We start from the raw sequence: 22,049 nt of genomic DNA, 5'->3' as shown, positions 1-22,049 counted from the left end.
AGTCTATTCCAATTTATTATATAATATTCTAAATATTAGTATATCACAAAGAAAGCGATTAAAATAGCTTTTTTACAGAATATTTTTCAAATTTAAAATAAAAAAAGAAGCTCACGAGTTGTGAAACTTCTTTACTTTTAAACTAAGCATTATAGAATTTTACGACTTTATTTTTCTTAAATACAGCGACAATCAATCCAAAAACAAGAGCAAAGATGACATACTGCAAAGCATTAAATGGTAATACCACAGTAATCAGATAGGTTGGATTCATCGTAAACGCTAAAGACCCGATATCAAAGAGATGCGTTGCACCAGTAAACAGCTTATCAACGTCAAAGCCTGCAGCGAGTCGATAAAGGGGCAGAGCATAAAAGACATTTAGCACCATCATCACGAGGACTGAGGCAATCGCTGCAAGTAACACACCGATCGTATAATTCTTAATCGAAAATTTTCTTTTCGTAAAGAACCATACGATGGCCATAAAAATTCCTAGAGCAATAAAGTTCATCGGTATTCCTATCCAAGTTGATGGGCCTTGATTAAACAAAATGTACCATAAAATTGAACGGATAAATAGAATAATGAAACCATCACCCAATCCCAATGTAAACACCCCTATCAATACAGGTATAATTGACAATTCGACCTTCATAAAGTCAATCCCTGGTAAAAGCGGAAACTGTAAGATGGGAAGTAACAGTACCGTTGAGAGTGCAGCAAGCATGGCTATAATAACCATCCGACGCGTTTTAGACATAAAAAAACCTCCAAATATGAGAAAATAATTCTTCAAATTTCGAGGAAGTTGATAGACATTTTTTTGTTTGGCCAAAAACAGCAACCTTAAAAAACAGGTTACAGCACAAAAATTGTTCATCTTCTTCCATCCAGACTTTACTGTCGCTAGCAGGTTTTCACTGCTTCAATCGCCGTAGCGAATCGCGGAGTCATAGGGTCAAAGCCCTATTTACCGCCGGTCCCGAATTACACGGTGCCCTGAAGATAAACTTATTATATCATAAAAATAAGCCGCATATCAAGAATTTTTATTTTGATATAAAAAACGTCCTCAGGACGTCTGGTTTATTTTGTTTGTGCCGCATTGATGAGTTGAGAAACTTCCTTTTTACTTAGACGACGAAATTGCCCGACAGGAAGGCCCTCTAAATTGAGTGGTCCATACTGGATACGGCTAAGTTTTTGCACAGGAAGCCCAACTTGTGAGAACATCTTCTTCACTTGATGATTTTGCCCTTCGTGTATCGTGAGACTAACAATTGAATGATTTTTAGTCTTATCTTGCTTAATGATTTCATATCGCGCTGGACTAACTTTTTTACCTTCAATTTTTATCCCCAACGTTAATGGACGCAAATTTTCTTTATTAGCTTGCCCTTCCACTTTAGCCACATAGACTTTTTCAACGCCATGGCGAGGGTGAGTCATAAGGTTAGTAAACTCTCCATCATTCGTTAGTAAAAGCAGACCACTCGTGTCCCAATCCAGTCGCCCAACAGGATAAATCCGTTCCTTCACTTGAGGCATCAAATCCATTACCGTTTGGCGACCTTTTTCATCACTTACAGAAGAAATATAGCCACGCGGTTTGTTCAAAAGGTAATATACAGGTTCTTCATTGTAAACGGCAACACCATTTACCTCAACAATATCCCCAGCTACCACTTGATAACCCAAATTGGTCATCGGGGTATGATTAACGCTGACTTTACCATTCAAGATCAGCTCTTCTGCTTTACGTCTACTCGCGACACCTGCATGTGCTAAATACTTATTAATTCTCATTTTCATCACTTTCATTAAATAAAATTTGTTCTTCGGTTGCGAAGTTGGCTTCATCGATAGTAGGGAGTTCTTCCAAACTATTAATTCCAATATAATCTAAGAAAAACTCTGTTGTGGCATAAAGGCCCGGTCTCCCTGGCGCCTCTACTACTCCCACCTTCTCTACCAAATCAAACGCCCGTAAAGTAGAAATAACGCCGGAAGAGTTAACCCCTCTAAGCTGGTCAATTTCTAACCGTGTCAAAGGCTGCTTATAAGCAATAATCGAGAGGACTTCAAGTGCTGACTTAGATAAGGACTGATTAAGTGGTGTTTTAGCATAAACTTTCAAAAGTTCCGCAAATTCTTCTTTGGTGGATAAGCGAAACTTTCCAGCCGTTTCTATAATAGTAAGCGCCGACTCACTATCTGTGTGGTATTTGTCATTAAGGTACTCTATTTGTTGTTGACAAGCCTGTTTAGACAACTCTGTCAGAGCTGACAGCTCTGTCAGAGAAAGACCAGCCTCTCCTGAAATAAAAAGTAAAAGTTCACATGTTGCTGTTTTATTCACTCGTTTCTTTTCTTTCTAAAATAATTTCTCCAAAGAGTTCATCCTGTGAAAAGGCTATCTGTTGATTTTTAATTAACTCCAAAAGTGCCATAAAAGTGGTCACTAATTCTTCTTTTTTGACCTGAGAAGCAAAGAGCTCTGTAAACTTACAACTCTTTCTCTCTACAAAAACCTGTGATAACTCCAGGATTTTATCGGCTATTGTGTAACGCTCTGCCTCAATTGTGGTATGCTCATCCTCAAATTGTTGTTTTTGAAGTTCCAGAACTTTACTAAAAGCAAGAAACAAATCAAGAGCCGTCTTATCTTTGAGTAAGTGCGTTTCATCAGTGATGACCTCAGTCTTTGCCTTAGAATAATAAAGACTTCTTTCTTGATGAAGTTCATCTAAAGCTTGAGAAAGCATCTTGTATCTACGATATTCATCAATTTGGGCGAGTAAATCATACTCTAATTGTGCCGTATCTTCAACAAACGCCTCCGTCACAGTTGGGAGCAGTCTGCGAGACTTAATCAGCATGAGCTGACTAGCCATTACCATGTACTCTCCTGCAACTTCAAGTTCCAAATTTTGCATGGTTTTAAGGTAAGCTAGGTATTGTTCAATGACAGGAACTAGTGGCACTTCAAAGATATCCATCTCATACTGGCTAACGAGATGCAAAAGCAAATCAAGCGGTCCTTCAAAGTTATTAATTTTTATATTGATTTCTTTTATCATTTTTATATCTTTTAAACTTATTTAGGACTTACCGATAATATTTTTCTAAAGTCGTGGTAGTGGATAGACCGAGTAACGCTGAAAGTTCATAGATGGTCTTACCAGCTTTTACTTGATGCAAAATATACTGCTCACGAATTTCTTTTGAAGAATAATGAGTAAATTTTTTGAGTTCTGTATAAAGGAATTGGCGTGACTTTGAGAATAACTCATCAGCATTACTGATTGCCTTTACACGCATTGCAAATTTTTCTCGGATCGGCAAAACCCGCTTGATACCTGATTTTTCGACCGTTAAATACTTGAATTTCCAATTAAAATTTTCCCACTTTAATTTTTGAATTTCAGCAAAATTAAGCCCAAATTCTAAAATGAGTAGGGCTAAAAACTGCCCTGGACAAGTCATAGGACCATAGAATTCAGGAAATTCTTTAATCATGGGACGATAACTGTGAGCTTGTTTTTTCTCTTTTTGTGCAATTTGATCAATCTTATAAAAATGATCGATTTTTTGGTTTTGATAAAGATAAAGCAAGTATTGATTAGCACTAGAAATTTTACGACGCTGTGCAGAAGCGGAAAGTTTAGATAGTTGATGCTTATAAAGTTCTAAACTTTCCTCCGACACGACTTTATCTTCCAAAAAATGATACATGGAAATTAAGTCATAATAATAATTTGAACGTGTATTCTCTGAAAAATTTTTACTTGCTAAATATCCTTCAATCTCGTTTGGTAATTTCATAGTCTTTTGTAAAGTCATGTGCAAAGGCACTAAAGGCCTTTAATATTTCTTGACGAACAATAATTCCTAAAAATTCTTGTCCTTTAACAACAGGTAAAAAAGGTTCTTTAATCAGTTTATTCAACATCTCTTCCAAGGGAACAGAGGGGCGAACAGTTGCTATGTCAGTATTCACAATCTCTGAAATTGGGGTGTTTTGAGATTTTTCATAAAAAAAATCATGTTCCATTTCAAACTCTACAATTTCATTCAATCCTAGTACACCAACATACTCCTTATCTTTATTAAGGACGGGTACTCTAGAATATTTATACTGGCTAAGCAAAAGCTTTGCATGAGCGATATTATGCTCAGCAAGTAATACTGCAACATTCTGTGCTGGTATCATAAATGTAGCACTCTGGCTCATTATAAACGCTTCAATGTGTTTATCAATCACTCTGACAATTAGCTCCTTTTAAGTAGGATTACAGCAAGAACTGCAGATCGGGGATCGGTTCATGGTTAAGATTGCGATAAGAAACTTCTATTTTTTTACCTTTTTTTTCAACAAGTGCATACATTTTTGTTTGGTGTACGCCTCTTGGTTGAGCAACTGAACCTGGGTTAAGATATAAAATCTGATTTATTCTCTGAGCAACTGGTTGATGAATGTGCCCAAACAAGGCGATATCAACATTTTTTTCCTCAGCAAAATAAGAGTAACGCTCTAAACCTAAGCCAACATAAAATAAATGGCCATGTGAGATAAGAATCCGTTGTTGCTCCACCTCTTTGATGAGAAAATCATGATAGCCTTCATCATCGTCGCAGTTTCCCGCTACTACCGTTATCCCTTCCCATATCGGATCGCTACTCGGAAGCTCTGAATCTCCGCAGTGAAAAATAGCTGTTGCTTTGTCTTGATAATATTCTTTGATAGACTCTATCACACGACGATCAGTGTGAGAGTCAGACATCACTACAAACATAAACGAACCCTTTCTTTACATAATAAATTTTATGTTATGTTTAGTTTTCCATCCATTTAGGGAGTTCCACCATTAATTTCTGTAAAGCTTGACCACGATGTGAGAGGCGATTTTTTTCTTCATCCGAAAGCTCTGCAGCAGTACGAAAAGCATCCACAAGAAAGATTGGATCATATCCAAAACCATTTTCGCCCTTGGGTGCCAGAGCAATATAACCGTGCCAATCTGCTTCTACGACGAGACTTTCATGCTCAGGACGGGCAGCAACAAGGGTAGTATGGAAATGAGCACTCCGTTTTTCAGGAGTGATGGCTGTTGGGGCAAGCTCATGCAAAAGTTTAGCGATATTTTTCTCATCGGTAGGGTCTGGGGCAGAGAAACGATGAGACCAAATCCCTGGAAGACCGCCCAAGACATCGACGCATAAGCCAGAATCATCTCCAATCACCACTTCTCCAGTAATTTGAGAAATTTTTTCGGCTTTTAGCCGAGCATTTTCTTCAAAAGTACTTCCAGTTTCTTCTATTTCGGGTAACTCTGGATAATCCATTAAGTCTTTGATTTCATAGCCAAAATCTGCGAATAATTTTCTAAATTCACGCGTTTTGCCCGCGTTTCTTGTAGCAATAATTAAAGTCTTTTCCATTTATTTCACCTTATTGAAGCCTTCTATTTCCGCATGTTCAATGTTGAGATGTCCTATTGCAAGCCACTTTTCTGCTATTAAACGAAATGAATCCACTCCAGCTGTCGTATAAAAGTGATGCTGGATTTCTTTGCGCTCTTGTCCATTGAGTAAAAAGTAATTGAGTAAAACTGAAATATCTCGAACTGCTTCTGCTCCTGAGTCGATGAGCTGGACCTCTGATCCCATTTCTTGTTGTATTAGTGGTCGCAATAAGGGGTAATGCGTACAACCTAGGATCAAGGTATCAACTTTACCAACTAGTGGCGCTAAACTTTCATGAACTACACGCTTGGCAATATCAGATTCCATCTCATTTGATTCTACAATCGAAACAAATTTGGGACATGCTAGGCTTGCTACTTCTATTTTTGAGGATTTATGACGAATAATTTTTCGATATTCATCGGAGCGTACCGAAGCTTGAGTAGCAATGATGCCGATTTTTTTGCTTGTTGTTTTTTGGATAGCTGATGTTGCCCCTGGTAATATCACACCAATCACGGGTATATCAAGTTGAGCTTTTACTTCGTCAAGCGCCATAGCCGTAGCTGTATTACAGGCCATTACTATCATTTTCACATCTTTTGAAAGTAAAAAGTTAACCATATCCCATGTGAATTCAACAATTTGAGCTTTACTACGTGGACCATAGGGTGCGCGACGGGTATCTCCAATATATACAATTTCTTCATTTGGGAGTTGTCTAAGGAGCTCCCGAGCAACAGTCAGTCCACCGACCCCTGAATCTAATAGGCCTATTGGTCGATTGTCCATTTTTCTTCTCCTTTATTATAAAGTCTTGGATTTCATTCAATCATCCTGATAAAAATCCGAATAAGACATTGATGACTAAAAAAGCAAACGCCGAGAGAGCACAAAACTTCGTTCTGCTGCTTCGCTCAGCGTCTACACTTTAACTTATTTTTTCTTGGTATCTGCTTGTTTTGCAGCTGCACGAATTTGGCGAAGTACTTGTTGTACTTGAACTTCACTTGGTTTACGTCCCATTGAACCCATCATCAGACGAACAGCGTCCTCATTGAGTGGTGGGTTATCCATAAGTAACTTTTTAGTTTGACGTTGTGAGAACCATGTTCCTAAGAAAAAACCGGCCAAAAGGCACACAACCATAAGCACAATAGCTAAGACTAAATTCATTTTGAATCTCCTAATTTTGGCGAAACGCTTTCGCCATTGATGACATCTTATTATATCAAAAATTATGTCTTTTGTCAGTACTTTATTTTACTGACAAAGCTGTCAGCAGACTTACAGCTTAAAATCAAATCCATCCAGAGTTTGGAAATAGTCTTCTGGACGCTCAGCCCGTCTAATCAGTCGTGATGAACCATCCTCTTGCAACAAAATTTCAGCGCTTCTTAACTTTGCATTATACTGATAGCCCATCGAATAACCATGTGCGCCGGTATCATGGATGACAAGTAAATCGCCAACTACTATCTGGGGAAGTGCTCTTTGTTTAGCAAATTTATCATTATTTTCACACAGCGAACCTGTCACATCATAAACTTCTGTTGGTGCTTGATTTTCCTTACCCATCACTGTGATATGATGATAAGCGTCATAGAAAGCTGGACGCATCAGATTGACTGCTGAGGCATCTACCCCAACGTATTTTCTATAAGTTTCTTTTAAATGCAGTACTCGAGTAACTAAGTGTCCATGCGGAGCAAGCATAAAACGACCTAACTCCGTGTAGATTTTAAGGTCACTTATACCATTTTTAACCAGAACCTCATCATAAACTTTATGTACCCCCGCTCCAATCGCGGCAATATCGTTGGCTTTTTGATCTGGTCGATAGTTTACTCCAATCCCACCGGAAAGATTAATAAAATCGAGAGTTACACCCGTTAGTGTCCGTATTTCAAGGGTCAACTCAAAAAGTTGTTGAGCGAGTTCTGGATAGTAATCATTTGTTACGGTATTTGAAGCTAAGAAACTATGAAGTCCGAAATTTTCGACACCAAGGCTTTGAAGGTGCTTAATTCCCTGAATAAGCTGTGTTTTGGTCATGCCAAATTTTGACTCTTCTGGGTTATCCATAATTTGAGTTCCCATTGCAAAGACACCACCTGGGTTGTAACGCAAACTCATGGTTTTAGGAAACTCAAAGTTTTCTTGCTGTGTTAGAAAATCAATGTGTTCATAAGCGTCCAAATTGATGGTCGCCCCTAATTCATTGGCATAAGCATACTCATATGCGGGAGTATCATTCGAAGAGAACATCATTTCATCCCCAGAAAACCCACATTTCTTCGAGAGAAGCAACTCGACATAAGAGGCGCAGTCCACACCACATCCTTCTTCATGGAGAATTTTCAAAATAGCCGGAGTAGGTGTCGCTTTTACTGCAAAGTATTCCTTAAACCCCTTATTCCAAGAGAAGGCTGCATTTAAGGCACGGGCAGTTGCTCTTATTCCTTTCTCATCATAAAGATGAAAAGGTGTGGGAAAGTCATTAGTGATTGCTTCTAAGCGCTCCTGATTAATAAATGTTTGCTTCATTGAGACCCCTTTTCTTTGTGGTTTTACTGATTGGTCTGTCAGTAAAACCAAGCCTGTAAGTTTATTTTCATCCTAAGCATTGGTATGTATAAATAATTATTTATTTTCTGATTATTCGTCCTGTTAAAAAAGCGGACTACCGCTTTTTCCTACTCATCAATTTTTACGATCCACCCTTCTGGAGCCTCTACTTCGCCAAATTGGATGCCTACTAATTCTTCATAAAGTCGTTTAACAGTTGGACCTACCTCTGTTTCAGAATGGAAAATGTAAGTATGGTCCCCATCATCTATACGACCAATCGGCGAAATAACCGCGGCTGTACCGCAAGCTCCTGCTTCAACAAATCGCTCTAAGTCAGTAACCAAAACATCTGTTTCTTGTGCTTTTAAGCCTAGGCGATGTTCTGCAAGATAGAGTAATGAATACTTCGTAATAGAGGGAAGGATAGACGGACTTAGTGGAGTAATAAATTCCCCCTCCTTTGTGATACCAAAGAAATTTGCTGCCCCGACTTCTTCAATTTTTGTATGAGTAGTAGGGTCAAGATAAATGGCATCTGCATAACCAGCTTTTTTGGCACCCACTTCAGCTTGAAGCGAAGCCGCATAATTCCCACCAACTTTTGCTCCACCAGTCCCCAGAGGTGCTGCCCGGTCATAATCCCGTGAAATTACAAAACTAGACGGAGCTAATCCCCCTTTAAAATATGAACCCACAGGCATGGCAAAAACCGTAAATAAATATTCTTCTGCCGGACGGACACCAATAATATCACCAACTCCAATCAACAATGGACGCAGATAAAGTGTAGCACCTGTTCCGTAAGGAGGAACAAAATCCTCATTTGCCTTTACAACTTGTTTGACGGCATCAATAAACATCTCCGTTGGTACTTCAGGCATACAAAGGCGTCGAGCTGTTTTTTGTAAACGTAGAGCATTCTGGTCCGGACGGAAAAGTTGAATCGTACCCTCTTTTGTTCGATAAGCTTTCAGTCCCTCAAAACCTTGCTGACCATAATGCAAAGCAGGGGAGGACTCACTGATATGGAGCTGATGGTCACTCGTCAGTTCCCCAGCGTTCCACTTTCCTCCTTTATAATGCGCAATATAACGCAAAGGTAAGTTCATATAATTGAAACCCAAATTTTCCCAGTCTAATTCGATCGTCATAACATCCTCCAAGATTTTTTTGTTATAATAGATTATATTATTTTCTGAAAAGGAAAACAAGGAAATATTCATCCTATTTGATAAAATTCTAAATTTTTTTTTGAAAAGGCTTTGGAAGCGCCTTAAACACTGGGAATTTTATCTGTAAAAATTTTATATGCAATGGAGGAAAAATGCGTCTTTTAAAAATGAACTGGGAAGATTTTGGTCAACTTTTACTCGACAAAGCACTTACAATTGCCTTAGTCAGTGTGCTTTTTTTCATTCTCTATCAAGCTTGCTCAAGAATAGTCAAAAAATTGTTTAAGAACTACAGTGAACAAAAGTGGACTGATACGTCCCGAATCCTTACCTTGTCACGCCTGACAACAAGTGCGCTTCATTATCTCACCGTTTTTCTCTACATCTACACTGTTCTTGGTTTAATCGGAGTACCTGTCAGCAATATTTTAGCAGGTGCCGGGATTTTAGGAGTGGCGCTTGGTTTTGCAGGTCGTGATCTGGTAGCTGATATTATCAATGGCTTCTTCATTATCGTAGAACATCAAATTAATGTTGGAGATACCGTCTCTTTTGCGGGACTTGATATCGAAGGCGTTGTTAAAACGGTTGGAATACGTTCTATTACTGTTATTGGAGCAGACGGTGCTACAACTTTCATTCCCAACCGAAACATTGCAGCTTTAAAAAATTATTCTTACAAAGAACGAACGATTAATCTTGATGTACCTGTCACACCAGATACTTTATCAAAAACTAAAGCCCACATCCTCGAAGTGAATGCCGACTATCCGCAAACAAGTTTTGCGGGAATTGTGAATGTAGAAGACAAGTTATTCATTCGAAGCACTTTAACCGCTCCTTTAACGCAACTTTCTCTTTTAAAAATGGAAATCTTAGACAAATATTACGAACAATAATTACTGACCAGACTGTCAGTAAAATCAAAAAACGTGGATTAAAACAATCCACGTTTTTTCTACTTTTTATTTGTACCACCCAATCATTGTCTTAATTGGTTCATAAGATTTTCTGTGAAGAGGTGTCACACCATTCTTTTTGAGTGCTGCCAAATGTTTGGCTGTACCATAGCCAACATTGCGCTCAAAATCATACTCAGGATAATCCTGCGCAAGATCCGCCATCATTTCGTCACGCGTGACCTTTGCTACAATGGACGCTGCAGCAATAGATAAAGAGCGCGCGTCGCCATGAATAATTTTAGTCTGTGCCAAATCAATATCAAGTGTCATTGCATCAATTAAGAGGTGCTCAGGTTTTACTGACAGCTTGGTCAGTGCTTCTAACATCGCAAGCTTGGTCGCTTCATAGATATTAACCTCATCAATTCGCTGGGCATCAACAAGACCAATTCCAATCGCTACTGCTTTTCTTTGTATCTCCTCAAACAATAAACGGTGTTTAGACTTCGGAACTTTTTTACTATCATCTAAACCTCTTATCTTACAATTTTTTGGCAATATAACAGCAGCGGCGACTACTGGACCAGCCAGCGGACCCCGCCCCACTTCATCAATTCCTGCAATTAGCTGAATTCCTTTAGCATATAACTCCTCTTCAAATTCAAGCATTTTTACCAGACGTTCATCCTCAGTTTTTAGAGCGAGAAGCTGTTTTTTGCGTACCCGTACCGCCGTCTGGACTCCTGCGCGTGGATCATTTTCATAAGCAGTAAATTCCTCAGCTGCTAAATCCGTCAGCAACGCAAATCTATTTTTAATTTCTTTAATTGTTTCTGTCATTAAATAACTGAATCCTATCACCTCATTTAACATAATTATTTTTATGTTAAATGAGGAATTACGCTTTTATTTTTGTTGTTCTTTTATGAGATCTAGACAAAAAGATCCCAATTTCCCATCACGTACATCTTTGACAAACATCGCATAAAAACGGTCATAGTCATCACGGAAACCAAATCTTTGAGTTAAAGCCATAATTAATTCAGGGGTTGATAGCTCTAAATCTTCTTCGGTAATACGATATCGTTTGAGAGTAAGTGTGGGGTAATGAGTGATAAAATATTTTAAGCCAAATATTGTCACTTCATCCATCGGCAATAAATCATCTTTAATTGCACCAGTTAGAGCTAATTTCAAACCTACCAATTGATCTTCAAATTTAGGCCATAAAATACCTGGTGTATCTAGTAACTCTAATTCTTTGTTCGTACGAATCCATTGCTGCCCCTTTGTAACACCAGGGCGATTACCAGTTACTGCGACCTTTTTCCCAGCCAAACGGTTCATCAAGGTTGACTTACCAGCATTGGGAATACCGATAATCATTGTACGTAAAGTCGTATTTGCAATCCCTCGCTCTTTATCATGAGCCACTTTTTCAGCCATTAATCTTTTCGCTGCTACCGTCAACCGTTTTGCAGTGTACTCTTCCTTAGAATTAATCGCTAAAGTTACAAAACCTTGCTCCTCAAAATACTCAATCCATTGTGCGACAGAATTAGAATCTGCCAGATCTGCCTTATTGAGGGCAATGATCCGGGGCTTGTCCCCGATAATCTGGTCTAACATCGGATTACGTGAGCTGATAGGCAAGCGTGCATCTACCAGTTCAATCACAAAATCCACATATTTTAAATTCTCCTGAACTTGTCGTCTTGCCTTTGACATATGTCCTGGAAACCATTGGATCGTTGCCATCTCTTATACCTCTTCTTCTCTAGCTATACTTATTTACAAAGCTCATTCTAAATTATAGAGCCTTTTTTTTTAAACACGTCAAAATATACGATTTATGAAAATAAAAAATGATAAAATGAATTTCTATTCTCATTCATTTTATCATTTTTTTCATTTCCTGTCCGCTCCTACTGCATAGATCCCTTTTCAAAAAACTTACTTTTCTTCTTGCTTAATGACCTCTATATTTCCTGACACGCCGAAATATTCAAAAATTCTTTTATTTAAAGCTTCTATTGCAGAAAAAGCACGCGCTTGTTGAGCTTCATCTAGTGCTTCAATAACCAAAATTGCGCGTTTGGTTGTTTCGGTTAACATTGTACGTTGCGCATCTCGCCAATTTAAACAACGGCAAATCGCTCCTTGTTCATCATAATAAATTACCTCTCCACTTAATGCTGGCTCATCTTTTTCTTCACCGAGAGGTCGGAAAGCTTCTCCTCCTTTAGCAATCCCTAGATGCATGCTCCCCTCTATTTTATCTAAATCTTCCCCACCACAAGGGACACCAAACTCGAGAGAGATACTATTATACAAGTCAACCAAAGGATTAATAGGTTGAAAACTTCTACCTTGACTCACTCTTTTTAACAAAGCCTCAATAGAGGCACGTGCACCTTTCTTCTTTTTGAATTTTGTGAACGCCTCACGCCAAATTTTGACAATCTCATTTTTCGAAAATTCTTCTTCAGTGAGGTACTTTTGAGCTTTTTCACTCGCCGTCTTTAAAACATGCACCATTTCTTCATCTCTCTTTTGCGAAATATGATTATCTAACCCGTCTACCGTCAATACATTAACAGTCGCTTCTGGAAAAATTTCCCAGAAATTTGAATCAATTTTTAAATTTTCCATTATAGTATTATCCTTTTCTTTATAATAAAACTTTCTTCATTAGTAAATCTCTTTGTTTTTCTTGACCAACCTTGAAAGTATGTTCACTGAAACAAGCAAAGCCCATTTTCTCATAGAAGTTTAGAGCGTCTAAATTATGCTCCCAAACACCTAACCAAATAAATGTTTTATTTTTTTGCTGTGCACATTCAAGCGCATATTCTAATAATCTTTTCCCTATTCCTAGCCGTTTAAATTTTTTTCTCACATAAATCCGTTCAATTTCTAAACTGTCTGTCCCTAGTTCTTCAGATTGGGCAGAATCAATGTTTAACTTCATATAAGCGACTAGCTGGTTATCGTCATAAACAAAAGAGAAGAAACTTTCCTTATTATCCAACTCATGGATTAATTTTTCTAGACAATAATTTTGCTCCATGTAGCTTAAAAGATTAGCCGCGTCATTGTACTTCTCAAACGTATCAAAAAAGGTCTCTTGACTAATTTTTTGTAATTCCTCAACTTGTTCTCGACTTACGGGTAAAATCTCCAACGTCACACACTCTCTCCTTCCCCTATATTTAATAGTTACGCTGTTTACCACTTTTCACTGCTAGCCAATCTTTAGAGGTGTTTTCAGCCATTTTACTTAATAAAACGACGAGTTGTTGGCGTTCCTCTGTGGTAATGCCCTCTAGAGCAACCTGAGTGGAAAATTCATTTTCGCGAATAATTAGTGGATAAAGCGCTGCACCTTCAGGAGTGACATATAAGAGCTGTTCTTTCTTATTCTTTCTGGTTTCTTTTTTAAAAACTAACCCTTTTTTCTCCAATTTATTTATGGCACGATTCGCTGTAGTTTTATCAACGCAAAGAAGTTGCGCAAGCCGATGTTGAATAATTCCCGGATTTTCCATAATCCTCACCAAGTAAAGATACTGCCCTTTAGCCAAGTCAAATTGAGAAAATTCCACGTTACTGATAGAGTCAAGCGAGCGTGAAATTGTACCAATTTGTCGTAAAATAATGCTTTCCATCTCTCACTCCTTCTTAACACTATAATAAAATATTTTTGTTGCATTTGCAACTATTTTCTTTAAATATTTAAAATTAAAACCACCCAAGCATAGATTGGGTAGCTTATTAGACAATTATTCTCCGTAAATATCGGCATCACTTAATTTAAAAATAACTAAAGTTTCTGAAGGATATGCAGCAAGTTGGTTTGCAAAACTATCGTCATCATCTTTCTTGACTTTTGCTTTAAGTGTGATATTCACTTTATAATGCTCTTTACTCAGTATTTCGTAAAGCGAACGAAGGTCCGCAATGTCCTGACTGCTAGCTTTCGGAAGAACTGTATATTTTGCATAGTCTTCATCAAACCAAGATCCTTCTTTTTCAAAGTCAACTGGAGAATTCTCTCTGATTTGCAATTTCACAGAAATATCATAATCAAAACCTTGCTGCTCAATTATTTTTGCAACTTTAGCCATCGCCTCATAATTTCCGCTCGCTTTTAGTTTAAGGGTGGCTTTATAAGGGATACCTGCGAGCTCAAAACGCCCTGCAATTTTAAAAGGATCTAACTCCCCACCCTTTTCGTCAAGTTCTGGAGGTGCAAAGTTTACAGAAATAGAATAACCACGCGTCAACAGTTGTTCGTACTGCGTGATTACTTCTGGAGTTTCGAGTTCATCAATGAACTCATTAAAAGTACGCTCAGTCAGCTTATTATTTTCAGCTGCTTCTTCTTTAGGATATATAATCTTTACTTGATAAGGCATAGTCCCATTATAACAAAAACTATACTTTTTAGTGAATAGTTATAACAAACTTTTTAATTAACACGACCAAATCTTTTGTCAATAATTCACATAAGTCGTCTTTTCTTCAACCATCCCCAGACAAAAAAACTAATTACTAAGGAAATAAGGAACACAAGTATAAATCCGTAAGCTAGCTTCTCAAAGGGCAGCGGCACGTTAATCCCCCAAAATCCATAAACCATCGTCGGTATTGTAAGAATAATAGAGATGCTCGTCAATACCTTCATAATTTCATTGAGTTGATAAGAGCTAAGATTATTAATCATAGTATCTAAACTTGAAAGATATTGGTTGTATGAATCTACCATGTCTTTTAAAGTTGTCATTCGATCACTTAGCTTATCATTAGCGTTTTGTTTAAGTTTTGAATCACCAAAAAAATGCTCAGAATACTTTCCAAAATTTTCAATAAGTCGTTCATTATTACGATAAGTTGATGATAACATGATTAAATACTTCTTAAGTTGTAAAATTTCATTGAAAATTGGTTTTACTGCACCTGATTCTTGAATACTTCGTTCAATTTCAGAAATTCTTTTTTTTACCTCTTTTAAATCTTCAAACATATCATCTAATGTAAGATAGATAAAACTTACCACAAAAGTATTAAAAGTTTGAGAACTGTCGTACGTTTCTCGAAGTCGCTCTAATAACTCATGAAGCCTGTTTTGAGTCACCAGAATGAGGCGCTCCTCTGATTTAATAAAAACAATAGAATCAACCATTTTACTAAATTGAACCTGTTTTTGAGAATCAGACACTAACAGTTTAAAGACGACCCATTCCCGCTCCTGCTTATCTTCTCTAAAATCATAAAAGGACTCTTGAGTTTCTTCTAGAACCTCTTTTAACTCTACCTTAGAATATGGAATCCACTCACTGATTAGCTCAATTTGCGGTTCATAAATATATGGTAGAATCCCTTTATTTCCAATTAGTAAGTCCTCATAGTCTTTGCTACCTAAGGTTTTCCCATCGTATTCCTGAAAATCTAGCATCTCCCTCTCCTTTAGATAGTGATAAAAGTAGATTATCCCATCTCTTCAATTTGTATAAGCCCAGTTTCATACTATTTTATCAAAAGAAGTAAACGTTATCAAAGCCAGTGCTCGAAATAACATAAAAAACGTCATTATTGACGTTTTACTTCATTTTCTTGAGAGTTCCAGCAGTAAAAATCATTGCTAGAAGCGCAAGAACTATACCAGCTAAAGGAGTATAATTAATACCTATATACTGAGTGACTTGTGCCCCGATTAAAGAGCCTACTGTAATCCCAATATTAAAAGCGGAAATATTGAATGAAGAAGTCAGGGAGATATCATTCGGAACTTCCTCTTCTGCTAATTGTACAACATACAGTTGCAAACCGGGAACGTTCATAAAGGCGAAAAAGCCAAGCAACAAAACAGCAATTAGACCGAACCAAGCATTCCCGCTTATTATAGCTACTGCAAGTACTGCCAAAGCGACTGCTAGAGCTGCAAACATTTTTGTAAGGGCTGCAAGGACACGTTGATTGGCCCAACGTCCGCCCAATGTATTACCTATCGCAACCATTACTCCATACCCCAACAAAATAAAGACAATCATATTAGGAGAAAACCCAAATTCATGTTCTAAAATTGGTGAAATATATGTGTACGCTGTAAAAGTACTACCATAGCCTAGAGCCGTGATAAGAAAAGAAAGTACGATTGATTTATTAGAAAAAATTCTCTTTAACCCACGTAAGTCAACTTTCCCAGGGATTGCTAAATCTTTAGGAACAAGGATACTGCTGAAAATAAGCCCTACCATTCCTATTGCAGCGATAAATAAAAATGATCCATTCCATCGCGTTTGCTGTCCAATAAACGTTCCTAGTGGCACTCCTACCACCGTTGCTACTGTTAGCCCCATGAACATCATCGCAATAGCTGAAGCTCGCTTAGAAGGATGAACCACATTTGCAGCAATCACGGTTGATACCGCCATAAAAATTCCGTGAGCTAACGCTGCTAAGACTCGTCCAGTGAGTAATAGTCCGAATGTAGGCGCAAATGCAGTTAATAAATTCCCAATTATAAATAAAACCATAATTGACATCATTAATTTTCTTCGATTCCATTTTCCTGTAAAAATGGTAAGGAGAGGTGCACCCACAGTAACACCTAAAGCATAAAGTGAAACTGTTAAGCCCGCTTGAGCTAACGTGACATGAAATTGCTTAACGATCATGGGCATTAAACCCACACTTATGAATTCTGTAGAACCGATTGCAAACGCATTGATTGCTAAGGCAAGTAGCGTAAGTTTTGGTGATATTTTTTTTGTCATTATTTTCCTTTTTATTTAAAATCAAATGTGTTAGGATTTGGTCCTACACGTAAATCTTCGTTTAAAGCATCAATTAATTGCATCTGAGCTTCGCTCAGGTGAAAGTCAAAGACTTGACTGTTTGCAAGCATACGTTCTTTTTTTACCGATTTGACATTTAATAGTATTTCTTGTTGTATTGCCCAACGCAAAATAACCTGTGCAGCTGATTTATTAAGTGCGCGCGCAATACCTAAAATGACTTCATTAGTTAAGAGTTGTCCTTGCATCAAGGGTGACCATGCTTGGACTTTAATACCTTTTTGAGCACAATATTCTCTTAAGCCTTTTTGATTAAGCTTGGGATGCAGCTCTATTTGATTAACTACTGGCATAACTTTAGCATAGGTTAATAAATGTTCTAAATGTTCTATTTCAAAATTGCTAACCCCTATGGCTCGAACCTTACCTTCTTTATACAATTCTTCTAAAGCCCTCCAACTTTCGTCAAACGCGCCAAAACCAGGCCAATGAATCAGATATAAGTCTAGATATTCAAGACCTAAACGTTCTAAACTTTGGTTAAATGCGGCAATTGTTTCGGAATAAGACAAGTGATCATTCCAGACCTTTGAAGTGACAAAAATATCTTTGCGTTCTAAATTGGCTTCTTTGAGACCTTGTGCTATTCCTTTACCCGTTCCAATTTCATTTCCATAGATTTGTGCTGTATCTATTAAGAGATATCCCGTCAGAATTCCGTTTTTAACAACTTCCTCAGTCATCTCATCTGAAATTTGAAAGACCCCTAGACCTAAACCAGGGATTTCTACCTGATTATTTAATAATACTTTGTCAGTAAGTGAATGAATCATTTGTTCTCCTTTATTTTTTTAAACCTTTTTTTTCGACGAAAATTATTGTATAATAAATAAAACGGTTTGCATAGTACCTACTTTTTAGTTCTATACATACCAAAAAGTGTCTATTGTGGTAAAATAAAAGAAAATTAGGAATAAAAAATGTCAGAAAAAATTTATAATATTGCTGTCGAAGCAACTATGGAAGTGATAGGCGGAAAATGGAAACCTATTATTTTATGTAACCTAAGGCACGGTGCTGTCAGACCTGGCGAGTTAAGACGACTGATTCCCGGGATAAGTCAAAAAATGTTAACCCAGCAATTAAAAGAATTGGAAAGTTCCCAAATCGTTAAGCGTACTTCTTTCAATGAAGTGCCACCTCGCGTAGAGTACTCATTAAGTGAATATGGGGAAAGTTTAAGTGAAGTAATGGATAGCTTATGTGATTGGGGTAAACTCCATATTCAAACTTTAAAAAACAATGGAAAATCTGTTTGTCTTCTGCAAGATTAAAAGCCAGTCCTAGGACTGGCTTTTAATCTCTTCCGCAGACGTTTTTTTAATGCGCCTCTAAAATTTCTTCTTTGCTATGAATCAACTGAGCTAAAAAGTCGCAATATGGTGTTGGGATACTGTATTTTCTACCTTTTCTAGATACCGCTCCATTGATATAATCAATTTCTGTCATACGATGATTCTTTATTAAATCCTGATACATTGAGGGATAATGGAGACCGATAGTGTCAGGATTAAAGCAACTTTCAACATGTGCTACAACTTCTTCTAAATCGAGTTCAACACCTTCATATTGTGCTACTGACACGAATTCTTTGATAATTGCGGCAACCATTTCATGTGCAGGGCTAGTCTCTCCTAAACCTGCCATATTCGTATCAAGAATCGTGCACAACCCATTCATCGTCCCATTTACACAAGCTTTTCGATAAATAGAATAACGAATATTATCTGAGTATTGAGCATTCAAACCCGAATTTGTTAAAACTTGCGCTACTTCTTTTGCTGTTTCTTCTTCACCTTCTCCAAGATTTTGGAGTTCGACAGAACCATCTCCAAATAGTTTTACTCGACCAGGTCCTTCAAGTCCCGCAGTCCACATTGTATTACCAATGAAAATATTCTTCATTGGAACATATTTTTCAATGATATCCTCATGACCAATACCATTAAGTAAACATAATACTTTTGTATTTTCTGAAAGCATAGGTTGAATATCAGATAGCATCTTGTCTAACTGCATCGCCTTAGTAAAAAGTATAATTAGTTCCATTTCATTTTGTAAATTCACTTCAGACTGTAATTCTACCTTTAATTGTGCAGTTAACTCTTGTCCATTCAAGTTAGCAGATAAGCCGTGTTTTCTAATGGTTTCAATATGTTCCTTCCAACCATCAATCAATGTTACATCGTTACCACCTTGATGAAGCATCAGGCCAAAACGGCTCCCCATGGCACCTGCACCTGCTATTGCGATTTTCATACTTTAATCTCCGATATATTTCTAGAATTATTTTTGTAGTTTCGGTGTTTTAAATAGAATACATTTTATAAAAACTACTCTATCAAGATTGTAGCTTTTTCTGATTTAAAAATCAAAAATTATCTTTTGATATAAAAAACCTACTTTAACAAAGCTAGGTTTTTTTAAATGATCAAATGGCGAAATGATGTTTTTCTTCTTCATCCCATAAACGCACGTTCTCAATAGCTCTGCCTAATTCTATTTGTCTAACAGAACGCGGTAAAAATTTACGGATTTCATCTTCATTATATCCCACTTGTAAACGATGCTCATCCATAAGAAGTGGTCGTCGTAGTAGTTTATAATTTTGAGTAATTAAATCAATAAGTTCATTAGTAGTGAGAGACTCAAAATCAATTTTGAGGGATAATTTTTTATAAATTAAACTTCTTTTAGAGATAATTTCTTCTGCTCCCTTTTCAGTCAATGAGAGTATTCTTAATATATCTTTTTTTTGAAGACTATTTTCTAATATAACTATTTCTCTAAATTCTAATTTATTTGCTATTAACCATTGTTTCATTTTTCTACTTGAAACACAATTTGTGGCAGAGAACAATTTAATCATATCGCACCTTCTTTTATTTTATTATTTTTCTCTCATCTATATGATTATTATATTAAATAAAAAAGTTATTGTCAATATATTTTTTCACTTAAATCTCATTTTTTTGTTATTTTATATAAAAAAAACACCTCCTTTGAGGTATTTAATCAAAAATAAATGGGCTTAACCCATTTAGGGCACGCTGTTCTGGTATTCCTAAGCATTTAGCAAAAGCTGTAATATACGCAATATCCTCCTTTGAGACTTGTTTTATAACATTAAACTGAGCTTTCCCTTTTAAAATTTCTACTGTAATTTTATGAATATCATCAATAAAAAGATGTAGTTGCTCGTTTTTTCCTTGAAATAGGACAACGGATACTTTTCTTTCATTTGAAGTGACTTGTAATTTAGTTCCTTTTAAATAACTATCAATTACCAAATCCATCATTTGTCTTTCAATTTCAGCAAATTTTTCATTAGATATAGACATGATTGTTTCTAAATTATCCCGTGTGATTGTTGTTTTTCCTTTGAGCATATTTTTTCTCCTGTTATTAATAAGTTAATTATAGCAAAGAAATATATTAGAGCAAAATGAGAACATTAAGCTTATACTAAAGGCGCAAACAATCTTAAAATACTTTGAAAAATGATGACGATTGGTGAAAAATGCGATATAAACTGGGCGTCTATTTCTTTAGAATTAGTAAAAACTTCTTCATAATCTTCTTTTATCAAATCAATTACAGAAGTTTGATACATCCATATCCCACATTCAAAATGAAGATATAAACTGCGAAAGTCCAAATTTGCTGTACCCACTATTGCGACCTTGTCATCGCTCAGGAAAGATTTTGCATGCATAAAACCTGGAACATATTGATATATCTTGACACCTGCCTCTAATAAACTTTGATAATAAGATTGGCTCATCAAAAAAATAAGTTTTTTATCAGGGATATCTGGTAGGACAATCCTCACGTCAACCCCTCGTTTAGCAGCGTTTTGAAGTTGAACAATCATTTCATCATCTAGTATAAGATAAGGAGTAAATATATAGACATACTTTTCTGCATTACCGATAATATTCATATAAACAATCGAGCTCACATTCTCCTCATCGAGTGGAGTATCTCCAAAAGGTTGTATGAAACCATTTCCTTTAAATTGAGATTTTTTATAAGCTTGAGGTTTATAACACTCGAAGCTGTCGTTAGTACAGGTAATATAATTCCACATTTCTAAAAACATGCTGGTCAAACTTGAAACTGCTTCACCTTCAATGCGCAATCCTGTATCTTTCCAATAACCTAAGCGATAAAGTTCATTGGTATACTCATCACCAACATTCATTCCACCGGTATATCCTATATACCCATCAATTATTACTATTTTACGATGATCTCGGTTGTTCATCAGTAGAGAAAGAATTGGCCGCATGGGATTAAACTTAACACATTTAATACCTCTCTTTTGAGCTTCGAGATAGAAATCTTTTTGAACTGTCGTTATGCTACCTGCATCATCGTAGATGAATCTGACATCCACTCCTTCTGAAGCTTTCTGTTCTAAAAGGTTTAATAATCGCTGCAATAATTTTCCTTCAGCAATAATAAAGAATTCTAAAAAAATAAAATGTTCAGCTTCTTGCATCTCATTTAAAATAGATTCAAAGATCGCTTCACCACTCTTAAAATACTTGGTGTCAGTGTTCCTGTATAATGGATAGTCTGAATACTTAGAAATGTAAACAGACTGGTTAGCCCTCGCTAAATCTATAGCCTTTAGTTCTGTAAGCACTTCATTGTTTTGAGGAAGTTGCGCGATAAGACTGCCATGGGTTTCTGATAATCTTTTTCTAGCAGAAGAATTCCACCAATAATGCCCAAAAACCAGATAGAGTGTAAGACCAACTAGCGGAAATGCGAGAACTAATACAGCCCAAATTAGTTTATATGCTGAATTGATTTTCCGATTTATTATGATAAATAACACTATCAACGATAAGACCTCTATTAAAGGGAGAAAATAGGTTAAATTACTAAAGTGATACATCAGCCAAACAAGCCATATAAATTGTATTGCAATCGCAAAAAGAAAAATAAGCAAGCGCCCCATCAAAACTCTTTTCAATTTTCTTCTTTCTCGCATTTTCTCCCTCCTCTCTTTAAGCTCTATTATAACTTTAAACCTATAAAAAAGAAAAAAGTATCCTCTTATCCCA

The 22,049-nt window shown here is 36.6% G+C and carries 27 protein-coding genes and 1 riboswitch; of the genes, 2 read left to right on the top strand and 25 right to left on the bottom strand.

The features are described 5' to 3' along the window. Positions 1-142: 142 nt before the first annotated feature. The 12 genes from JKP71_RS05515 to JKP71_RS05460 all read right to left on the bottom strand — a co-directional run bounded on the left by JKP71_RS05515 (position 143) and on the right by JKP71_RS05460 (position 9,191). Positions 143-763, bottom strand: a complete 621-nt coding sequence (locus tag JKP71_RS05515; RefSeq protein WP_075525695.1) for an ECF transporter S component — start codon at positions 761-763, stop codon at positions 143-145. Between the two features lie 114 nt (positions 764-877). After that, a riboswitch (FMN riboswitch) is annotated at positions 878-1,014 on the bottom strand. A gap of 75 nt (positions 1,015-1,089) precedes the next feature. Beyond that, positions 1,090-1,809, bottom strand: a complete 720-nt coding sequence (locus JKP71_RS05510; RefSeq protein WP_200407312.1) for a pseudouridine synthase — start codon at positions 1,807-1,809, stop codon at positions 1,090-1,092. Then, positions 1,799-2,362, bottom strand: coding sequence for an SMC-Scp complex subunit ScpB (gene scpB, locus JKP71_RS05505; protein ID WP_075525696.1), 564 nt, complete (start codon positions 2,360-2,362; stop codon positions 1,799-1,801). Before scpB ends, JKP71_RS05510 begins: the two co-directional genes overlap by 11 nt. Further along, complete coding sequence (locus JKP71_RS05500) at positions 2,355-3,083, bottom strand: segregation/condensation protein A (RefSeq protein WP_200407311.1); 729 nt, start codon at positions 3,081-3,083, stop codon at positions 2,355-2,357. The genes scpB and JKP71_RS05500 overlap by 8 nt, the downstream gene beginning before the upstream one ends. 28 nt (positions 3,084-3,111) lie before the next feature. After that, positions 3,112-3,828: a site-specific tyrosine recombinase XerD gene (xerD, locus tag JKP71_RS05495; protein WP_200407310.1), complete on the bottom strand. Its 717-nt coding sequence runs from the start codon at positions 3,826-3,828 to the stop codon at positions 3,112-3,114. Beyond that, positions 3,806-4,267 carry a cyclic-di-AMP-binding protein CbpB gene (cbpB, locus tag JKP71_RS05490; RefSeq protein ID WP_200407309.1) on the bottom strand — a complete coding sequence of 154 codons (462 nt, stop codon included), beginning with the start codon at positions 4,265-4,267 and terminating at the stop codon, positions 3,806-3,808. The genes xerD and cbpB overlap by 23 nt, the downstream gene beginning before the upstream one ends. A gap of 28 nt (positions 4,268-4,295) precedes the next feature. Further along, positions 4,296-4,799, bottom strand: coding sequence for a metallophosphoesterase (locus tag JKP71_RS05485; RefSeq protein ID WP_200407308.1), 504 nt, complete (start codon positions 4,797-4,799; stop codon positions 4,296-4,298). A gap of 40 nt (positions 4,800-4,839) precedes the next feature. Beyond that, positions 4,840-5,445, bottom strand: coding sequence for a nucleoside-triphosphate diphosphatase (locus tag JKP71_RS05480; protein ID WP_200407307.1), 606 nt, complete (start codon positions 5,443-5,445; stop codon positions 4,840-4,842). After that, positions 5,446-6,261: a glutamate racemase gene (racE, locus tag JKP71_RS05475; protein ID WP_200407306.1), complete on the bottom strand. Its 816-nt coding sequence runs from the start codon at positions 6,259-6,261 to the stop codon at positions 5,446-5,448. 144 nt (positions 6,262-6,405) lie between these two features. After that, positions 6,406-6,645: a YneF family protein gene (locus JKP71_RS05470; protein WP_075525703.1), complete on the bottom strand. Its 240-nt coding sequence runs from the start codon at positions 6,643-6,645 to the stop codon at positions 6,406-6,408. Between the two features lie 111 nt (positions 6,646-6,756). Next, positions 6,757-8,016: a diaminopimelate decarboxylase gene (locus tag JKP71_RS05465; protein ID WP_200407305.1), complete on the bottom strand. Its 1,260-nt coding sequence runs from the start codon at positions 8,014-8,016 to the stop codon at positions 6,757-6,759. Positions 8,017-8,165: 149 nt separating this feature from the next. Next, positions 8,166-9,191 carry a branched-chain amino acid aminotransferase gene (locus JKP71_RS05460; RefSeq protein ID WP_075525705.1) on the bottom strand — a complete coding sequence of 342 codons (1,026 nt, stop codon included), beginning with the start codon at positions 9,189-9,191 and terminating at the stop codon, positions 8,166-8,168. A 173-nt stretch (positions 9,192-9,364) separates the two neighbouring features. Between JKP71_RS05460 and JKP71_RS05455 the strand changes: the two genes are divergently transcribed. Then, the gene (locus JKP71_RS05455) at positions 9,365-10,111 is read left to right on the top strand and encodes a mechanosensitive ion channel family protein (RefSeq protein ID WP_075525706.1); all 747 of its coding nucleotides are present in this window, start codon (positions 9,365-9,367) and stop codon (positions 10,109-10,111) included. Between the two features lie 66 nt (positions 10,112-10,177). Here the strand turns inward: JKP71_RS05455 and rnhB are convergent, their stop codons facing one another. The 9 genes from rnhB to JKP71_RS05410 all read right to left on the bottom strand — a co-directional run bounded on the left by rnhB (position 10,178) and on the right by JKP71_RS05410 (position 17,747). Continuing rightward, positions 10,178-10,954, bottom strand: a complete 777-nt coding sequence (rnhB, locus tag JKP71_RS05450; protein ID WP_200407304.1) for a ribonuclease HII — start codon at positions 10,952-10,954, stop codon at positions 10,178-10,180. A gap of 66 nt (positions 10,955-11,020) precedes the next feature. Next, positions 11,021-11,872, bottom strand: coding sequence for a ribosome biogenesis GTPase YlqF (gene ylqF / locus JKP71_RS05445; RefSeq protein WP_200407303.1), 852 nt, complete (start codon positions 11,870-11,872; stop codon positions 11,021-11,023). A 195-nt stretch (positions 11,873-12,067) separates the two neighbouring features. Next, positions 12,068-12,766, bottom strand: a complete 699-nt coding sequence (locus tag JKP71_RS05440; protein WP_200407302.1) for a B3/B4 domain-containing protein — start codon at positions 12,764-12,766, stop codon at positions 12,068-12,070. 19 nt (positions 12,767-12,785) lie between these two features. Beyond that, positions 12,786-13,349 carry a GNAT family N-acetyltransferase gene (locus tag JKP71_RS05435; protein WP_234446109.1) on the bottom strand — a complete coding sequence of 188 codons (564 nt, stop codon included), beginning with the start codon at positions 13,347-13,349 and terminating at the stop codon, positions 12,786-12,788. Next, positions 13,327-13,782, bottom strand: coding sequence for a MarR family winged helix-turn-helix transcriptional regulator (locus tag JKP71_RS05430; RefSeq protein ID WP_075525711.1), 456 nt, complete (start codon positions 13,780-13,782; stop codon positions 13,327-13,329). The genes JKP71_RS05435 and JKP71_RS05430 overlap by 23 nt, the downstream gene beginning before the upstream one ends. Positions 13,783-13,896: 114 nt before the next feature. Further along, the gene (locus JKP71_RS05425; protein ID WP_075525712.1) at positions 13,897-14,532 is read right to left on the bottom strand and encodes a hypothetical protein; all 636 of its coding nucleotides are present in this window, start codon (positions 14,530-14,532) and stop codon (positions 13,897-13,899) included. An 86-nt stretch (positions 14,533-14,618) separates the two neighbouring features. Further along, positions 14,619-15,572, bottom strand: a complete 954-nt coding sequence (locus tag JKP71_RS05420) for a magnesium transporter CorA family protein (RefSeq protein WP_200407301.1) — start codon at positions 15,570-15,572, stop codon at positions 14,619-14,621. Between the two features lie 145 nt (positions 15,573-15,717). Beyond that, positions 15,718-16,893 carry an MFS transporter gene (locus tag JKP71_RS05415; protein ID WP_200407300.1) on the bottom strand — a complete coding sequence of 392 codons (1,176 nt, stop codon included), beginning with the start codon at positions 16,891-16,893 and terminating at the stop codon, positions 15,718-15,720. Between the two features lie 11 nt (positions 16,894-16,904). After that, positions 16,905-17,747 carry an aldo/keto reductase gene (locus tag JKP71_RS05410; RefSeq protein ID WP_200407299.1) on the bottom strand — a complete coding sequence of 281 codons (843 nt, stop codon included), beginning with the start codon at positions 17,745-17,747 and terminating at the stop codon, positions 16,905-16,907. A 147-nt stretch (positions 17,748-17,894) separates the two neighbouring features. Between JKP71_RS05410 and JKP71_RS05405 the strand changes: the two genes are divergently transcribed. Next, positions 17,895-18,248: a winged helix-turn-helix transcriptional regulator gene (locus tag JKP71_RS05405; RefSeq protein WP_075525715.1), complete on the top strand. Its 354-nt coding sequence runs from the start codon at positions 17,895-17,897 to the stop codon at positions 18,246-18,248. A 46-nt stretch (positions 18,249-18,294) separates the two neighbouring features. Here JKP71_RS05405 and JKP71_RS05400 read toward each other — a convergent pair whose 3' ends face one another. From JKP71_RS05400 to cls, 4 genes are all read right to left on the bottom strand, one after another. After that, positions 18,295-19,233, bottom strand: a complete 939-nt coding sequence (locus tag JKP71_RS05400) for a 2-dehydropantoate 2-reductase (RefSeq protein ID WP_200407298.1) — start codon at positions 19,231-19,233, stop codon at positions 18,295-18,297. Between the two features lie 172 nt (positions 19,234-19,405). Continuing rightward, positions 19,406-19,843, bottom strand: a complete 438-nt coding sequence (locus JKP71_RS05395) for a Spx/MgsR family RNA polymerase-binding regulatory protein (protein WP_200407297.1) — start codon at positions 19,841-19,843, stop codon at positions 19,406-19,408. A 142-nt stretch (positions 19,844-19,985) separates the two neighbouring features. Continuing rightward, positions 19,986-20,363 (bottom strand): hypothetical protein, encoded by a 378-nt coding sequence (locus JKP71_RS05390; RefSeq protein ID WP_200407296.1) that lies wholly within the window; start codon positions 20,361-20,363, stop codon positions 19,986-19,988. A gap of 71 nt (positions 20,364-20,434) precedes the next feature. Next, positions 20,435-21,976 carry a cardiolipin synthase gene (gene cls / locus JKP71_RS05385; protein ID WP_200407295.1) on the bottom strand — a complete coding sequence of 514 codons (1,542 nt, stop codon included), beginning with the start codon at positions 21,974-21,976 and terminating at the stop codon, positions 20,435-20,437. Between the last annotated feature and the right edge of the window lie 73 nt (positions 21,977-22,049).

Origin of the sequence: Lactococcus taiwanensis (genome assembly GCF_014905395.1) — a bacterium.
GTDB classification, from domain to species: Bacteria; Bacillota; Bacilli; order Lactobacillales; family Streptococcaceae; genus Lactococcus; species Lactococcus taiwanensis.
Note: the sequence above shows the minus strand (reverse complement) of the source record. Positions and strands in the feature narration are given on the sequence as shown.

What these genes read in the sequence shown, in the direction of transcription:
- JKP71_RS05515 (WP_075525695.1), bottom strand. Translation starts at nt 763, where the DNA reads ATGTCTAAAACGCGTCGGATGGTTATTATAGCCATGCTTGCTGCACTC.
- JKP71_RS05510 (WP_200407312.1), bottom strand. Translation starts at nt 1,809, where the DNA reads ATGAGAATTAATAAGTATTTAGCACATGCAGGTGTCGCGAGTAGACGT.
- JKP71_RS05500 (WP_200407311.1), bottom strand. Translation starts at nt 3,083, where the DNA reads ATGATAAAAGAAATCAATATAAAAATTAATAACTTTGAAGGACCGCTT.
- xerD (WP_200407310.1), bottom strand. Translation starts at nt 3,828, where the DNA reads ATGAAATTACCAAACGAGATTGAAGGATATTTAGCAAGTAAAAATTTT.
- JKP71_RS05485 (WP_200407308.1), bottom strand. Translation starts at nt 4,799, where the DNA reads ATGTTTGTAGTGATGTCTGACTCTCACACTGATCGTCGTGTGATAGAG.
- JKP71_RS05480 (WP_200407307.1), bottom strand. Translation starts at nt 5,445, where the DNA reads ATGGAAAAGACTTTAATTATTGCTACAAGAAACGCGGGCAAAACGCGT.
- racE (WP_200407306.1), bottom strand. Translation starts at nt 6,261, where the DNA reads ATGGACAATCGACCAATAGGCCTATTAGATTCAGGGGTCGGTGGACTG.
- JKP71_RS05470 (WP_075525703.1), bottom strand. Translation starts at nt 6,645, where the DNA reads ATGAATTTAGTCTTAGCTATTGTGCTTATGGTTGTGTGCCTTTTGGCC.
- JKP71_RS05465 (WP_200407305.1), bottom strand. Translation starts at nt 8,016, where the DNA reads ATGAAGCAAACATTTATTAATCAGGAGCGCTTAGAAGCAATCACTAAT.
- JKP71_RS05460 (WP_075525705.1), bottom strand. Translation starts at nt 9,191, where the DNA reads ATGACGATCGAATTAGACTGGGAAAATTTGGGTTTCAATTATATGAAC.
- JKP71_RS05455 (WP_075525706.1), top strand. Translation starts at nt 9,365, where the DNA reads ATGCGTCTTTTAAAAATGAACTGGGAAGATTTTGGTCAACTTTTACTC.
- rnhB (WP_200407304.1), bottom strand. Translation starts at nt 10,954, where the DNA reads ATGACAGAAACAATTAAAGAAATTAAAAATAGATTTGCGTTGCTGACG.
- ylqF (WP_200407303.1), bottom strand. Translation starts at nt 11,872, where the DNA reads ATGGCAACGATCCAATGGTTTCCAGGACATATGTCAAAGGCAAGACGA.
- JKP71_RS05440 (WP_200407302.1), bottom strand. Translation starts at nt 12,766, where the DNA reads ATGGAAAATTTAAAAATTGATTCAAATTTCTGGGAAATTTTTCCAGAA.
- JKP71_RS05430 (WP_075525711.1), bottom strand. Translation starts at nt 13,782, where the DNA reads ATGGAAAGCATTATTTTACGACAAATTGGTACAATTTCACGCTCGCTT.
- JKP71_RS05425 (WP_075525712.1), bottom strand. Translation starts at nt 14,532, where the DNA reads ATGCCTTATCAAGTAAAGATTATATATCCTAAAGAAGAAGCAGCTGAA.
- JKP71_RS05420 (WP_200407301.1), bottom strand. Translation starts at nt 15,572, where the DNA reads ATGCTAGATTTTCAGGAATACGATGGGAAAACCTTAGGTAGCAAAGAC.
- JKP71_RS05415 (WP_200407300.1), bottom strand. Translation starts at nt 16,893, where the DNA reads ATGACAAAAAAAATATCACCAAAACTTACGCTACTTGCCTTAGCAATC.
- JKP71_RS05410 (WP_200407299.1), bottom strand. Translation starts at nt 17,747, where the DNA reads ATGATTCATTCACTTACTGACAAAGTATTATTAAATAATCAGGTAGAA.
- JKP71_RS05405 (WP_075525715.1), top strand. Translation starts at nt 17,895, where the DNA reads ATGTCAGAAAAAATTTATAATATTGCTGTCGAAGCAACTATGGAAGTG.
- JKP71_RS05400 (WP_200407298.1), bottom strand. Translation starts at nt 19,233, where the DNA reads ATGAAAATCGCAATAGCAGGTGCAGGTGCCATGGGGAGCCGTTTTGGC.
- JKP71_RS05395 (WP_200407297.1), bottom strand. Translation starts at nt 19,843, where the DNA reads ATGATTAAATTGTTCTCTGCCACAAATTGTGTTTCAAGTAGAAAAATG.
- JKP71_RS05390 (WP_200407296.1), bottom strand. Translation starts at nt 20,363, where the DNA reads ATGCTCAAAGGAAAAACAACAATCACACGGGATAATTTAGAAACAATC.
- cls (WP_200407295.1), bottom strand. Translation starts at nt 21,976, where the DNA reads ATGCGAGAAAGAAGAAAATTGAAAAGAGTTTTGATGGGGCGCTTGCTT.